The sequence below is a fragment of the Variovorax sp. EL159 genome (genome assembly GCF_900100965.1).
Taxonomy (GTDB): domain Bacteria; phylum Pseudomonadota; class Gammaproteobacteria; order Burkholderiales; family Burkholderiaceae_C; genus Variovorax.
On sequence record NZ_FMUJ01000010.1, the window covers coordinates 185,301 to 199,795 of the forward strand.

Annotated in this window: 10 protein-coding genes and 1 rRNA gene; 4 read left to right on the plus strand and 7 right to left on the minus strand. The window is 65.1% G+C overall.

Annotated elements, in window-relative coordinates:
* Positions 1-7: 7 nt before the first annotated feature.
* Genes BLQ28_RS30850 through BLQ28_RS30860 form a run of 3 tightly spaced genes read right to left on the minus strand, consistent with a single transcriptional unit; the run spans position 8 to position 2,623 of the window.
* Positions 8-802, minus strand: coding sequence for an ABC transporter ATP-binding protein (locus tag BLQ28_RS30850; protein ID WP_093247149.1), 795 nt, complete (start codon positions 800-802; stop codon positions 8-10).
* A complete protein-coding gene (locus tag BLQ28_RS30855; protein ID WP_371126722.1) occupies positions 787-1,641 on the minus strand; it encodes an ABC transporter permease in 855 nt (284 codons plus the stop codon). Before BLQ28_RS30855 ends, BLQ28_RS30850 begins: the two co-directional genes overlap by 16 nt.
* Before the next feature lie 13 nt (positions 1,642-1,654).
* Positions 1,655-2,623, minus strand: a complete 969-nt coding sequence (locus tag BLQ28_RS30860; RefSeq protein ID WP_093247151.1) for an ABC transporter substrate-binding protein — start codon at positions 2,621-2,623, stop codon at positions 1,655-1,657.
* A 292-nt stretch (positions 2,624-2,915) separates the two neighbouring features.
* Between BLQ28_RS30860 and recQ the strand changes: the two genes are divergently transcribed.
* The gene (recQ, locus tag BLQ28_RS30865; protein ID WP_093247152.1) at positions 2,916-4,811 is read left to right on the plus strand and encodes a DNA helicase RecQ; all 1,896 of its coding nucleotides are present in this window, start codon (positions 2,916-2,918) and stop codon (positions 4,809-4,811) included.
* 18 nt (positions 4,812-4,829) lie between these two features.
* On the opposite strand, the gene BLQ28_RS30870 is transcribed toward recQ, so the two are convergent.
* The 3 genes from BLQ28_RS30870 to BLQ28_RS30880 form a co-directional block, all read right to left on the minus strand.
* Positions 4,830-6,026 carry a nucleoside hydrolase gene (locus BLQ28_RS30870; protein ID WP_093247153.1) on the minus strand — a complete coding sequence of 399 codons (1,197 nt, stop codon included), beginning with the start codon at positions 6,024-6,026 and terminating at the stop codon, positions 4,830-4,832.
* Positions 6,027-6,183: 157 nt separating this feature from the next.
* On the minus strand, positions 6,184-7,797 hold the full coding sequence (locus tag BLQ28_RS30875; protein ID WP_093247154.1) for a S41 family peptidase: 1,614 nt from the start codon (positions 7,795-7,797) through the stop codon (positions 6,184-6,186).
* 126 nt (positions 7,798-7,923) lie between these two features.
* On the minus strand, positions 7,924-10,248 hold the full coding sequence (locus tag BLQ28_RS30880) for an ATP-binding protein (RefSeq protein ID WP_093247155.1): 2,325 nt from the start codon (positions 10,246-10,248) through the stop codon (positions 7,924-7,926).
* Between the two features lie 119 nt (positions 10,249-10,367).
* On the opposite strand from BLQ28_RS30880, the gene BLQ28_RS30885 reads away from it, so the two are divergent.
* From BLQ28_RS30885 to BLQ28_RS30890, 3 genes are all read left to right on the plus strand, one after another.
* Positions 10,368-11,564: a threonine ammonia-lyase gene (locus BLQ28_RS30885; RefSeq protein WP_176801280.1), complete on the plus strand. Its 1,197-nt coding sequence runs from the start codon at positions 10,368-10,370 to the stop codon at positions 11,562-11,564.
* Positions 11,565-11,674: 110 nt separating this feature from the next.
* Positions 11,675-11,827: a hypothetical protein gene (locus BLQ28_RS33130; protein WP_176801281.1), complete on the plus strand. Its 153-nt coding sequence runs from the start codon at positions 11,675-11,677 to the stop codon at positions 11,825-11,827.
* A gap of 164 nt (positions 11,828-11,991) precedes the next feature.
* On the plus strand, positions 11,992-13,863 hold the full coding sequence (locus BLQ28_RS30890; RefSeq protein WP_093247157.1) for a phosphoenolpyruvate carboxykinase (GTP): 1,872 nt from the start codon (positions 11,992-11,994) through the stop codon (positions 13,861-13,863).
* A 360-nt stretch (positions 13,864-14,223) separates the two neighbouring features.
* On the opposite strand, the gene rrf is transcribed toward BLQ28_RS30890, so the two are convergent.
* A 5S ribosomal RNA gene (rrf, locus tag BLQ28_RS30895) occupies positions 14,224-14,336 on the minus strand.
* Between the last annotated feature and the right edge of the window lie 159 nt (positions 14,337-14,495).

The following is a 14,495-nucleotide window of genomic DNA, read 5'->3' on the forward strand; positions in this document are numbered from 1 at the left end:
CTGTCGGTCAATGCTCCGCCGCGGCCATCGACTCGGCGCGGATCTCTTCGGTCAGGCGTGCCTTGATTTCCATGAACTCCGGCGAGGTCTTGATGGTGTAGCTGCGCGGATGCGGAAAGTCGACCGCGATCTCGGTCTTGATGCGGCCCGGCCGCGCGCTGAACACCGCCACGCGGTTGGCCATGAAGATCGCCTCGTCGATGTCGTGCGTGACGAACAGCACCGTCTTCTGCGCCGATTCCCAGATGCCAAGCAGCAGCTCCTGCATGAGCACGCGGGTCTGGTTGTCGAGCGCGCCGAAGGGCTCGTCGAGCAGCAGCATCTTGGGGTCGTTGGCCAGGGCGCGGGCAATCGCCGTGCGCTGCTGCATGCCGCCCGAGAGCTGCTTGGGGAAGTGATGCTCGAAGCCGCGCAGGCCGACCTTGGCGATGAAGAACTCGCTGCGCTCCTTCTGGTCGGCCTCGCTCATGCCGCGCTCGCGCAGGCCGAAGCGGATGTTCTGCGCCACGGTGAGCCACGGAAAGAGCGTGTAGCTCTGGAACACCACGCCGCGGTCGGCGCCCGGGCCTTCGATGCGCTCGCCGTCGAGCATCACCTGCCCGGTGGTCGGAAAGTCGAGCCCCGCCACGATGCGCAGCAGCGTCGACTTGCCGCAGCCCGACGGGCCGAGGATGGTGACGAAGTCGTTCTCCTTCACCTCGAAGTCGATGGGCAGCAGCGCTTGCGTGCGTTGGCCCTTGGTGCCGGTGAAGACGCGCGAGACGCCCTGGATGGAGAGTTGGTTCTTCACAGTGCGGCCCATGCAAACAGACGGCGGTTCATTGCCTTGAAAGCGAAGTCGGACAAGAGCCCGATGACGCCGATCACGATGATCCCGAAGATGATCTGCCCGGTGTTCAGCAACGCCTGGCTGTCGGTGATCATGTGGCCGATGCCCGAGGACGAGCCGATCAACTCGGCCACGATCACGTAGGTCCATGCCCAGCCGAGCACGAGGCGCAGCGTTTCGGCGATGCCCGGCGCGGCGCCCGGAATGAGCACCCGCGCCACAATGCCGCGGCTGTTGGCGCCCAGCGTGTAGGCCGCCTCGACGAGGTCGCGCCGCGCGCCGCCCACGGTGACGGCCACCATCAGCACGATCTGGAAGAACGAGCCGATGAAGATCACCAGCAGCTTCTGCATTTCGCCCAGGCCCGCCCACAGGATGAGCAGCGGAATGAAGGCCGAGGCCGGCAGGTAGCGGCAGAACGAGACAAAAGGCTCGAAGAAAGCCTCGACGGTCTTCCAGGTGCCCATCGCGATACCCAGCGGCACCGCGAACACGGCCGCCAGCAGGAAGCCGCCGAACACGCGCCACACGGTCATGCCGATGTCGCCGATGAAGCCGTACTCGGTGAAGAGCAGCCAGCCCTCCTTGACCATGGTCGGCGGGCTTGCCAGGAAGGTCGGCGACACGAAGCCGCCGAGCGTGGCAAGCGCCCACACGAGCACGAACAGGACGAAGAAGCCGAGCCCCAGCACCATGCGGGCACGCGCGCTGATGGGTTCGAGGGGCGCGAACGCGCGGCGGCGCACGGGGGCCATGGGGGGTGTCACGGGTTGGGGTGAAACGGCAGGCGCAGACGCCGCGCGGGGCGCCATCTGCGGCAGGGCCTTACTTGACGAAGCTTGCATCGAAGGTCGCCGTGTAGTCTTCAGGTGCCTTGCGGATCACGCCGGCTTCCAGAAGGATGGCCGCGGCGTCCTTCATGAAAGTGGTGATCTCGCCCGAGAAGAACTTCTGGTTGGCGGCCTTGTCCTGCCAGCGCAGGTAGGCCGACGACTTGGCGAACTGTTCGCCGCTCTGCTTGACGGCCGCGCCCATGAGTTCGTTGGCCTTGGCCGGATCGGCCTTGATCATGTCGAGCGCGTCGAAGTACGACTTGGTGAGCGCGGCGGCGGCCTTGGCGTTGGCCTTGAGCCAGGTGGGCGCGCAGCCGACGGTGTCCATCACCATCGGGTAGTCGAGCGTGGTGGCCAGGATCTTGCCGGCGGCGGGATTGGATCGCACGGTCGAGAGGTAGGGCTCGTAGGTCATGGCGGCGTCGTTCTGGCCGGCCACGAAGGCCTGCGCGGCGGGCTGCGGCTCGAGCGAGACCACCTTCACGTCTTTCAGCGTCATGCCGTTCTTGCTGAGCATCCAGGCCAGGCCGAAGTACGGCGCGGTGCCCGGGGCGCTCACGCCGATGCTCTTGCCCTTGAGGTCGGCGAAGGTCTTGACGTCGTTGCGCACAGCAAGGCCGTCGGCGCCGTAGGACTTGTCCATCTGGAAGATCTGCACGATGGGCACGCCGTTGGCGTTCCAGGCGACGTGCGTCTCGACCGTGGTGGCCGCGCACTGGATCGCGCCGGAAGCGAGCGCCAGGTGGCGGTCTTTCTGCGGGATCATCTTCAGTTCGACGTCCAGGCCGTTCTTCTTGAAGATGCCGGCCTTGTCGGCCAGCGAGAGCGGCGCGAAGCCGGTCCAGCCGGACATGCCGAGCGAGATCTTCGTTTCCTGGGCAGCCGCTGTTCCGGCCATGCCCGCTGCACATGCACCTGCTGCCAGCAGCGAAGCGACTTTCACAACTACCGTCTTGACCATGGGGACTCCTGGTTCCATTTTTTGAGAGAGGTGACTCGGCGATGCGCCCCGGACTCCGGACAGCACACGCCTCGCATTGTTGCCAAGCGCCCCAACTTGTATATACAGGATAACCCGAAATGTCATTTTCGGTGCATGCCTGAGTGAAATGCACCAGATTGCTGTCTATACAGGAAAGGCGACGAGACGGAGGCCACTGTTGCAAACCTCGTGCCACAGTCATATCGATGCCACTGGGGGACAATCGGCGCCTTCCCCTTTTTGCCCTCGCGCACCGTCGCGTTCGCTGCCTGTGTCCTCTCTTGCTCCCCATCCTCTCGACGACGCTCCCGGCAGCGCAGCACCCGCCGACATCCTTCACGAAGTCTTCGGCTACGCGCAGTTCCGGGGGGCCCAGCAGGACATCGTCGACCACGTGGTCGCGGGCGGCGACGCGCTGGTGCTGATGCCCACGGGCGGTGGCAAGTCGCTGTGCTACCAGATCCCGGCCATCGCGCGGCAGCGCGCGGGGCATGGCGTGTCGGTGGTGGTGTCGCCGCTGATCGCGCTGATGCATGACCAGGTGGGCGCGCTGCACGAGGCCGGCGTGAGCGCGGCCTTCTTGAATTCGACGCTCGACTGGGAGCAGACGCAGGACGTCGAGCGCCGCATGCTGCGCGGCGAGATCACGCTGCTGTACGCGGCGCCCGAGCGCGTGAACACGCCGCGCTTTCTGTCGCAGCTCGACTCGCTGAAGGAGCGCGGCAAGCTCTCGCTGTTCGCAATCGACGAGGCGCATTGCGTGAGCCAGTGGGGCCACGACTTCCGCCCCGAGTACCGCGCGCTGACCGTGCTGCACGAGCGCTACGCGGGCGTGCCGCGCATCGCGCTCACGGCCACGGCCGACGACCTGACGCGCGCCGACATCGTCGAGCGGCTGCAGCTCGAAGAGGCGCGCCAGTTCGTCTCCAGCTTCGACCGGCCGAACATCCGCTACACCATCGTCGAGAAGAAAGACGCGACCACGCAGCTGCTGCGCTTCATCGAGCGCGAGCACGAAGGCGATGCGGGCGTGGTGTATTGCCAGTCGCGCAAGCGCGTGGAAGAACTCGCGGTGACGCTGCGCGACGCGGGCATCAACGCCCTGCCCTACCACGCGGGGCTCGACGCGGCGGTGCGCCAGAAGCACCAGGACCGCTTTCTGCGCGAGGAAGGCATCGTGATGGTCGCGACCATCGCCTTCGGCATGGGCATCGACAAGCCCGACGTGCGCTTCGTCGGCCATCTCGACATGCCCAAGAACATCGAGGGCTACTACCAGGAAACCGGCCGCGCGGGCCGCGACGGCGGCCCCGCCGACGCCTGGATGGCCTACGGCCTGAACGACGTGGTGAACCAGCGCCGCATGATCGACGAGAGCCCGGCCGGCGAAGAATTCAAGCAGGTGATGCGCGGCAAGCTCGATGCGCTGCTGTCGCTGGCCGAGGCGAGCGACTGCCGGCGCGTGCGCCTCCTGGGCTACTTCGGCGAGAAGAGCACGCCCTGCGGCAACTGCGACAACTGCCTGAACCCGCCGCAGGTGTGGGACGGCACCGATGCCGCGCGCAAGCTGCTCAGCACCATCTACCGCGTGCAGCAGCTCAGTGGCATCAGCTTCGGCGCGGGGCACATCATGGACATCCTGCGCGGCAAGTCGACCGAGAAGGTCAAGCAGTTCGGCCACGAGCGCATCAGCACCTTCGGGCTGGGCGCGGAGTTCAGCGAAGTGCAGCTGCGCGGCGTGCTGCGGCAGCTGATCGCGACGGGCGCGCTGGCGGTGGACGCGGAAGCGTTCAACACGCTGAAGCTCACGGAAGGCTCGCGCGCGGTGCTCAAGGGCGAGGCGGCGGTGACGCTGCGCGAGTCGATCTCGTCACCGGCGGAGCGCAAGTCGCGGCGCGAGAAAGTCGCCAAGGGCGCACCTTCGCCGGCGGCGGCCAAGCTGGACGACATCGGCAAGAAGCGCTTCGAGGCACTCAAGGCCTGGCGCGCCGAGGTCGCGAAAGAGCACAACCTGCCGGCCTATGTGATCTTCCACGACGCGACACTGGCTTCCATCGCCGAGCGCGCGCCGGCCACACTCGAAGACCTGCAAGGCATCAGCGGCATCGGCACCAAGAAGCTCGAGGCCTATGGCTCCGAGGTGCTGCGGGTCTGCGAAGCGTTCTAGCCGCTGAGGCTTGCCGGTTCAGTTGGTTGCCGGCAGCGTGATGGGGACCGGCCGCGTGAGCAGGTCGACATAGAGCGTGAAGAAACGCGCGTTGTCGAACTTCTTCACCACCGTCAGCTTCTGCAGTGCCGGGCCCGGCGGCTGCGAGACATAGCCGATGGAGCGGCCGTTGTCGGGCGCGCCCGGCTTGGCGATCACGTCGACGTAGCGGTCCTCCGTCTGGGTGGCGTAGGTCGGGTCGATCAGGTAGGCCAGGGTCAGCGTGTCCCAGATGTTCTGGGTGTAGTTGGGGTTGGTCTCGAAGCCGTTCTTGCCGTCGAAGCCGTAGCCGTTGAGCTTCTGGAACACGTCCGTCACCGCGGTGGGCTTGGCCGGGTGCGCGATGCGGTCGTAGATCGACTTGGTCAGGAACACGGTGTCGGTCACGTCGAGCGGCACCACCACCTGCGGGATCGGCAGCCGCACCACGAACTGCGCTGCATCGGGGTCGAACCACCAGTTGAACTCGGCCGCCTTGGTGGTGTTGCCGGGCACGTCGATGGCGCCGCCCATGTAGATGATCTGCTTGATGAGCGGCACGATCTCGGGGTTCTGCCTCACCGCGAGCGCGATGTTGGTGAGCGGGCCGATGGCCAGGATGGTGATCTCGTTCGGGTTGGCCTTCACGGTGTCGACGATGAAATCGACGGCGCTCTTGCGCTGCACGCTCGTGTGGGTGGCGAAGCCGTCGGGCGAAGGCTTGAGGTCGGCGGCGGTCATGGGCTCGGGGCCGCCCCAGGCGCCCAGGTAGCCGTCACCGCCCGCGCCTGCGGCCATTTCGGCCTGCACGTCGGCATAGGTGTGGTTGAGTGCGTAGTTCGCGCCCGAGTAGACGCCGATGCGGTCGCCCACGCCGAGCCGCTCGACCGACATCAGCGCATCGGCCACGCCCTGCTTGAGCCACTGGTTGCCCGACACCACGCTGATGCCCATGACCCGGACCTTGCCCGTAGCCTGCAGCTGCGCGGCCATGACGCCGAGCTGGCCGTCGTCGCTCATGGTGTTGTAGTCGCTGTCGATGATGATCTTCTGCGCGGCAGCGGCCGAAGGCCCGCCGGAGCCAGTGCCCGCGCCAGAACCCGGACCGAAGGCAAAACCGCCACCGTCGCCTCCGCCCCCGCAACCGGCCAGCACCGCGATGACGACGGCGAACACCGTCCCGATCCATTTGCGCATTGTTCCGCTCCTAAGAATTTGGTTTTCAGTCGAAGACCACCGAAATACAAACGTTTGCGCAAAGCTTTGCGCAAACGTTTGCGAAACTCTACGGCGCTTGCCACGGGCGTGGCAAGCGCCGTGGCCTAGGGGTTTTCCGCGAGGGCGCGGAGCGGGGTCAGCCCGGGTTGGGGGCGAGGTCGAACAGGCGGTTGCGGCGCAACGGCGACTGGTCGATCAGGAAGGGCGTCTCGGCTTCGGCCGGCTGGGTCTTTTGCAGGCCCTGCGCCGCGGCCTTGACCGTCGACGTGGGGCAAGAGCCTCCGCTGCGCAAGGCAAGGGCCGCAGCCAGCCGGGCTTCGTTCGGGTCGCCGAGCTGGTGATCGTAGTCGTCGGGCACGGTGCAGGTGGGCGGGAAGCCATCGCCGTAATCGCCGAAGCCCAGCTGGTTCACGCCCTTGACCTGGATCGCGAAGTAGGTGGTACCGCAGTTGTCCTGCGGATAGAAGCCGTAGGGCTTGCCGCAGGTGGTGCCACCGACGAGGTTGACCGTGACACCCACGCCGCGCAGGCTGTTGATGACCGACTCGCTGGCCGAACAGGTGTCCGGGCTCGTCAGCACGGTCACCCGCGACAGGCCGAGCGAAGGCAGCGCCGCGCCGTTGCGGCTGGTGCTGTAGAACGGCATCTGGCTCTGCGCCTGCGAGAAGTGGAACGGGTTCTTGTCGTTGAAGGTCAGCTGCTCGAAGGTCTTGTTCGCCGTGGCCGACGGCGCGGCGATCATGTAGGCCAGACGGCTGGCAATGGCGAGCTGGCCGCCGCCGTTGTAGCGCATGTCGAGCACGAGATCCTGGATGCCACCCGGGCTGGCCTTGAAGGTGTTCACCGCATCGATGAGCTGCTGTTCGGCGGTCGTGATGTGGTCGTTGAACAGCATGTAGCCCACATGGTTGCCGCCGCCCACGTCGAGCACCGTGACGTTCTGCACCGGCTTGCTCGTGACGCTGGTCGCCTTCAGCGAATAGGATGCGGCCGGTGCGCTGCCCAGCTGGAACGTGAAGTTGTGCGTCTCGCCCACGGTCTTCGGCGAGAGCGCGCCGTTGATCGTCGCGGCATTGGCCGTGCCGGTCGCGTTGACGAAATCGACGCCGTCGACGGTCACCAGCTTGGCGCCGCGCTTCAGCCCGGCGACGTCGGCGGGCGAGCCAGGCTCGACGAGAACAACGCGCAGTTCGCGCGGCGGGCTGGTGGCGATGGACACGAACTCCGCGCCGTAGCTGACCGACACGCCACCCTGCGACAACTGCCGGTACACCTCGGTGTCGTAGGTGAAGTGAAAGCGGTCCTTGGCGCGGCCCGACGCCGTGGTGGCTGTCGTCTTGAGCACGTTGAACCAGGCGACCGGCGTTGCGTAGTCGCTCGCCTTGAGGGTGGTCGGCACTTCACCGTACCAGAGGTAGGTTTCGTCGATCCAGCCGCGCACCCAGCTCTTTTCGTTGTCAATCGAGCCTGCACGGTCGGGGTAGGCCGCGCCGGTGTCGGGGTTGGTGCCGCTGCGCGGTGAGGCGCACATGCCGGCCACGGTCGCCGAAGGAACGATGCCGCTGCTGCCACCGGTGCCGGTGGCCGGCGGTGGCGTGGTGCCGGGGAGCGCGGCGAACGGAATACCGCCGCCGCCCCCACCTCCGCCGCCTCCACAGCCCGCCAGCAGGCTGGCCACGGCGAACGTGGCGGCCGCAGCCCAGGCACCAGGACGCGGCAGCCGCCGCATGTCTACCTTGCGAAAAGCCATGTGTTCCTCCTCGTGTCCGCGATGCCGGACGGATGTTTCGCATCGCGCAGCCTGCCCGCCCGATACGCTCCCCGGGTTTCGCACCCGTTGTTCTGTCGCCGCCTGCCGCCAGTCGCCGCGTTGCGGCTACTGTACGAAGCCCATGCCGCGCGATTCGCGCACTTCGGGCTTGATGCGGTGCTCGGCCTCGAGCTGGTCGAGAAACTCGGCCGCCGAGAACTCGGCCGCGAGGATATCGGTCTGCCGTTTCACTGCTGCGAAATCCCCAGGGCACAGTTGTGGCAATTGGGCCAGCCGCGCCTGCAGGGCGCTGGTCATGAGCGCGGCATCGCCCGCGAGTGCCTCGACCACGAACATGCGCTCGCGCTGCTCCTTGGTGAGCGGCTTGAACTTGATCTTGAAGGTGAAGCGCCGCAGCGCCGCCTGGTCGAGCCGGTCGAGCAGGTTGGTGGTGCAGATGAAGACGCCGTTGAAGCGCTCCATGCCCTGCAGCATCTCGTTGACCTCGGTGACTTCGTAGGTGCGCTGCGCGCCGCGCCGGTCCTGCAGGAAGGAGTCGGCCTCGTCGAGCAGCAGCACGGCCTTTTCGTTCTCGGCGTCCTTGAACATGGCGGCCATGTTCTGCTCGGTTTCGCCGACGTACTTGCTCATGAGGTCGCTGGCCTGCTTGACGATCAGCGGACGGCCGACGGCCTTGGCGATGTGCTCAGCCAGCGCCGTCTTGCCGGTACCGGGCGCGCCATAGAAGCACAGCGTGCCGTGGCCACGCGCCTTCAGCGCCTCGACGATGCGCGGGATCTCGAAGCGCGTCTCGACATGAAGCATGTCGAGGTCGTAGGTGGTGACACTGCGGCGCTCGCCGCGGCCGGTGTCGAGCGTGCCCAGGGCGATGTCGGCGTTGCGCAGCTGCCGTTCGATCAGCCCTTCCATCGAGGCATCGTCGGTGCGGGCCAGCCCCGCGAAGCGCACCGCGGTGCGGATCTGCGCGGGCGTGAGGCCCTTGCGCCCGGCCAGCTTGGCGGTGAAGGCTTCGGACACGACCACGCCTTCGAGCGTCTTCTTCACGAGCTGCTCGCGCGCGCCGGGCGGCGGCGACTTCAGTTCGAGGTGGTACGCGAAGCGGCGCCGAAAGGCCGGGTCGATCTGCTCGATGCGGTTGGTGACCCAGAGCGTAGGCACGGGGTTGGCTTCAAGGATCTGGTTGACCCAGGCCTTGCCGCTCACGCTGCCGCTGGTGGGTGCGGGGATCTGCTCCGCGCGGGCCATGAACTGCGCGGCTTCGGTGCTGATGGGCGGGAAGACGTCTTCGACTTCATCGAACAGCAAGGCCGCCTGCGCGCTGCCCTTGAGGAAGACCTGCGCGATCTGCAGCGAGCGGTAGCGGTCGCGGCCGCTCAATGAATTGCCGTCGCGGTCGGCGTATTCGACCTCGAAGAGCTCGAGGCCCGCCGCCTGCGCGACGACCTTGGCAAGCTCGGTCTTGCCGGTGCCGGGCGGCCCGTAGAGCAGCACGTTGACGCCGGGCTCCTTGCGCGCGACGGCGGCACGCAGCAGCGTGACGAGCATCTGCGCGTCTTCTTCGACAAAGGAAAAATCGTGCGGCGTGAGCGCGCTCTTGGCCGACGGCCGCGTGAACACCGCCATCAGCTCGTTGTGGTCGCGGTACTCGCGCATCAGCACGGGCGGCAGCTTCTCGCTGACCTTCATGAGGTCGGCGAGGTCGGTGATGTTGTGCTCGGAGATCAGGTTCTCGACAAGGCCTATGCGTTCGAGCCGCGAGCCTGCCCGCAACGCCTCGCCCACTTCGCTCGCGTTGACGCCGGCGATGTCGGCGATGGCCGCATAGGCCTCGGGCGCGTTGTTGACCTTGAACTCGACCAGCAGGGAACGCAGGTCGCGCTGGTACCGCGCGAGCGTGCCGTACAGCAGCAGCGCGCGCTCGGCCTTGTTCAGTTGCAGCAGGCCTGCGAGCGCATCGATGTTCTTCTCGACCAGCGTTGACTGCTTGCGCAGTGCATGCGTGAGCCAGTCGCGCGTGACGGCGAGCACCGAGAGCAGGTCCTTGGGCTGGTCTTTCGCGTATTCGTCGAGGTAGAAGAAGAGCGTGCCTTCTTCATACGGGCCGCGCCACACGCCATGCCGTTCGAGCAGCGTGCGGCCATCGAAATTCTCGACACCCTTCCATGCCTCGTTGCCCGCGCAGCGACGGCCGAGGAACTCGCGCAATCGGTGCAGCACGGCCGTGGGCCACACGAGATGCCGGCCGGTGAGCGAAAGCAGCCCGTTGATATCGCGCCGCACGTTGAAGCGCGGGCCTTGCTTGGCGGCGAGCGTGAGCACGAAGTGCGAGCACATGAGCTCGAGCACCGGCGCCTCCTTGAGGCCGGGCGACGGCAATGCCTGCCCGCGTACTGCAGCAGCCACGACATCGACACCCGCACGCTTGACCATCAGGCAACCTCCTATCGATCAGGAAATTCGTGGAGAGACCATAACGCAGACTTTTGGCTTCGGGAAGACCGGCAAACGGTAAAAACCCTCATGGTGCGATTCCAGCCACAATGCGCGCCATGGTCGGAATCGAAGAAATCCAGCGCGCCGCGGCGCGCCTGCAAGGTCAGGTGCTCAATACGCCCTGCGTCGAGTCACGCACGCTGTCGGAGATCGTCGGCGCCCAGGTGTTCCTGAAGTTCGAGAACCTGCAGTTCACATCCTCGTTCAAGGAGCGTGGCGCGTGCAACAAGCTGGTCGATCTTTCCCGGAACAGCACGGGCGTGATTGCCATGTCCGCCGGCAACCATGCGCAGGGTGTGGCCTATCACGCGCAGCGGCTGGGGCTTCGCGCGTTGATCGTGATGCCGCGCTTCACGCCCGGCGTGAAGATCGAACGTACGAGGGGCTTCGGCGCCGAGGTGGTGCTGCATGGCGACACGCTCGACGCAGCACGTGCCCATGCCCTGGAGCTCGCGCAGCGCGAAGGGCTGACCTTTGTTCATCCCTATGACGACGAAGCCATCATCGCGGGCCAGGGGACGGTGGCGCTCGAGATGCTCGACGCGGTGCCCGACCTCGACACACTGGTGGTGGCCGTCGGCGGCGGCGGGCTGATCGCGGGCATGGCGGTCGCGGCGCGCGACCGCAAGCCCGACATCGAGATCGTGGGCGTGCAGACGACGCGATTCCCAGGCATGGTCAACGCCGTGAAGGGCACGCACCACCCGCAGGGCAAGAGCACCATCGCCGAGGGCATCGCGGTCGGCACGCCCGGCGTGCTGACCCAGGAAATCATCGCCAGCAAGGTCGACGACCTGCTGCTGGTGGACGAAGGCGACATCGAGCAGGGCGTGCTGATGCTGCTCGAGATCGAGAAGACGCTGGTCGAAGGCGCCGGGGCCGCTGGGCTTGCGGCGCTGATCCGGCATCCGGAGCGGTTCAGGGGCAAGCGTGTCGGGCTGGTGCTGTCGGGCGGCAACATCGACCCGCTGCTGCTCGCGGCCATCATCGAGCGCGGCATGGTGCGTGCCGGACGGCTGGCGCGGGTGCGCGTGAGCGCACGCGACGTGCCGGGCTCGCTGGCCCAGATCACTGCCACAGTGGCTGAAGCGGGCGCTAACGTCGACGAGGTGCACCACCAGCGCGCCTTCACCATGCTGGCGGCACAGAACGTCGACATCGAGCTGGTACTGCAGACCCGCGGGCGGGCCCACCTGGCAGCCGTACTGGTCGCGCTGAAAGACGCCGGCTTCGAGGCCGAAGAACAACATTGAGCCGTCTGACACTCGGGGTTGGGGGGCTCGCAACCCCCTAGACCTGTCAGTGGCTACCCGCCGGTAAAATATCGGCAGTCTGTCATTTGCGTATTCGAGGTACTTTCCCGATGTCCAACCCCACTCCCGTCGAACACGGCCATGACGCCGCTGTCGAAAAAGACGCCGTCGAATCGGTCGTTCACCTCATGCCCCTCGTGCTGCCGCTGGCTGGCGGCGTCCTGATGCTCCTGCTGGCATCCATCGCAGTTTTCATGGCCTGACTACAGGCTTTTGCGCCTTTGTCCGCGGGTCGTGCAGCCCGCGCAGGCGCAGCATTCAGCAATCTCCCGAAGCCGAAACGTTTTCTCAAACGGACCTCCGCGCCTCTTGAAGGCACCGCGGCGCCCCGTTCGGAAAGACGATTTTTCAACTTAGGAGATTTCCGATGAACGCACCCACGATGAAGGGCCTCACCATTCAGGCGCCCTCATACGTCAAGAACGCCAAGCTGATTGCCTGGGTGGCCGATATGGCCGCGCTGTGCAAACCCGACGCCATCCATTGGTGCGACGGCAGCAAGGAAGAATACGACCGGCTCTGCCAGCAACTGGTCGACGCCGGCACCTTCAAGAAGCTCAATCCGGTCAAGCGCCCGAATTCGTTCCTCGCTGTTTCCGACCCGACCGACGTCGCGCGCGTCGAAGATCGCACGTTCATCTGCTCCGCGGAAAAGGAAAGCGCCGGCCCCACCAACAACTGGATGGCCCCGGCCGAGATGCGCGCTACTTTGCAGCCGCTTTTTGACGGCTGCATGAAGGGCCGCACGATGTATGTGGTTCCGTTCAGCATGGGCCCGCTGGGTTCGCCGATCGCGCACATTGGCATCGAGCTGTCGGATTCGCCGTATGTCGCAGTCAACATGCGCATCATGACCCGCATGGGCAAGGCCGTGTACGAGGTGCTGGGCACCGACGGCGAATTCGTGCCCTGCGTGCATACCGTGGGCGCGCCGCTGGAAGCCGGGCAGAAGGACGTGTCCTGGCCTTGCAACAAGACCAAGTACATCGTTCATTACCCCGAAACACGCGAAATCTGGAGCTACGGCTCGGGCTACGGCGGCAATGCGCTGCTCGGCAAGAAGTGCTTTGCACTGCGCATCGCCTCAAACATGGGTCGCGACGAAGGCTGGCTGGCAGAGCACATGCTCATCCTGGGCGTGACCAATCCTGAAGGCAAGAAGTACCACGTGGCCGCGGCATTCCCGAGCGCTTGCGGCAAGACCAATTTCTCGATGCTCGTGCCGCCCGCCGGCTTCGAAGGCTGGAAGGTCACGACCATCGGCGACGACATCGCCTGGATCAAGCCGCAGGCCGACGGCTCGCTGCGCGCCATCAATCCCGAGGCCGGCTACTTCGGTGTCGCGCCCGGCACCAACATGCTGACGAATCCGAACTGCATGCGCAGCCTGGATGACGGGGTGATCTTTACCAACGTCGCACTGACGGATGATGGCGACGTGTGGTGGGAAGGCATGGAACAGGACGCACCGGGTAAAGCGCTGCCGGCGCACCTGATCGACTGGCAAGGCAAGGACTGGACACCCCAGATCGCCAAGGAAACCGGCGCCAAGGCGGCGCACCCGAACGCGCGCTTTACCGTGGCTGCGACCAATAATCCTGCGCTCGACGACGCTTGGGATGATCCGAAGGGCGTGACCATTGACGCTTTCATCTTCGGTGGCCGCCGCTCGACCACCGTGCCGCTGGTGACCGAAGCTCGCAATTGGGTCGAGGGTGTCTATATGGCTGCCACGATGGGCTCGGAGACCACTGCAGCCGCGGCTGGCCAGCAAGGTGTGGTGCGCCGTGATCCGTTCGCAATGCTGCCGTTCATGGGCTACAACATGAGCGATTATTTCCAGCACTGGCTGAACCTCGGCAAGAAGCTCGAGGCCTCGGGCGCCAAGCTGCCGAAGATCTACACCACCAACTGGTTCCGCAAGGGCGCCGACGGCAAGTTCGTCTGGCCTGGCTACGGCGAGAACATGCGGGTGCTGAAGTGGATGATCGATCGTGTCGAAGGCAATAAGACCGAGGGTATCGAGCACATCACTGGTGTGAGCCCGCGCTATGAAGATCTGAACTGGACTGGTTTGAACTTCAGCGCCGAGCAATTCGCTACCGTGACCAGCATCGACAAGGCCGCGTGGGAAGCTGAACTGAAACTGCACGCAGAGCTGTTCAAGCAGCTGGAACACCACCTGCCGAAGGAACTGCCGGAGACCAAGGCTGCGATTGAGCAGCGCTTGGCGGCCTGATTGGTGCTGGTTCAGACAGGCTAATTAGCAGCTTGAGAAAAGCCCGATGAATTTTCATCGGGCTTTTTTTATTTGTGAAAGCGATTCCAGCGCACTTGAACTTCTGCTGCCACTTCACCGGTTGCACTAGCCGCTTGGTGCTTGCGGGCGGCTTGCTGAATCAGTCTTTGCTTCAGCTCTCCCTGTTTGGTGCCAACAACTGACTGAAGGGCGCCTTTTCTTTTCTGGCTCGCCCCCTGCTTGTGCTATTGGAGCCGAGCATTGCTCTGGCCGCATTGATTTGTCCTTTGCCTCTGCTTTTCGCGCACGCAAAGCAAAAAACCCCAGTCATTGCTGACTGGGGTTTTCTGGGCTGTAAGAGCCTGACGATGACCTACTTTCACACGGGAACCCGCACTATCATCGGCGCTGAGTCGTTTCACTGTCCTGTTCGGGATGGGAAGGAGTGGTACCAACTCGCTATGGTCATCAGGCATAAAGGGTTGTCGCGCTGATCACATGATCAGCACAACGAATTCATAGAGTTTGGAATCAGCTTTTGGCGAATTATTTTGAATGCGTCAACTTGGCATAACACCTTGATCGGATTGATCAAAGTTATAGGGTCAAGCCGCACGAGCAATTAGTATCAG

Excerpts from the sequence above, each read along its gene's own strand:
- BLQ28_RS33130 (WP_176801281.1), top strand. The coding sequence starts at position 11,675 with ATGTCCAACCCCACTCCCGTCGAACACGGCCATGACGCCGCTGTCGAA.
- BLQ28_RS30880 (WP_093247155.1), bottom strand. The coding sequence starts at position 10,248 with ATGGTCAAGCGTGCGGGTGTCGATGTCGTGGCTGCTGCAGTACGCGGG.
- BLQ28_RS30850 (WP_093247149.1), bottom strand. The coding sequence starts at position 802 with ATGGGCCGCACTGTGAAGAACCAACTCTCCATCCAGGGCGTCTCGCGC.
- BLQ28_RS30875 (WP_093247154.1), bottom strand. The coding sequence starts at position 7,797 with ATGGCTTTTCGCAAGGTAGACATGCGGCGGCTGCCGCGTCCTGGTGCC.
- BLQ28_RS30870 (WP_093247153.1), bottom strand. The coding sequence starts at position 6,026 with ATGCGCAAATGGATCGGGACGGTGTTCGCCGTCGTCATCGCGGTGCTG.
- BLQ28_RS30885 (WP_176801280.1), top strand. The coding sequence starts at position 10,368 with ATGGTCGGAATCGAAGAAATCCAGCGCGCCGCGGCGCGCCTGCAAGGT.
- BLQ28_RS30860 (WP_093247151.1), bottom strand. The coding sequence starts at position 2,623 with ATGGTCAAGACGGTAGTTGTGAAAGTCGCTTCGCTGCTGGCAGCAGGT.
- BLQ28_RS30890 (WP_093247157.1), top strand. The coding sequence starts at position 11,992 with ATGAACGCACCCACGATGAAGGGCCTCACCATTCAGGCGCCCTCATAC.
- BLQ28_RS30855 (WP_371126722.1), bottom strand. The coding sequence starts at position 1,641 with ATGGCGCCCCGCGCGGCGTCTGCGCCTGCCGTTTCACCCCAACCCGTG.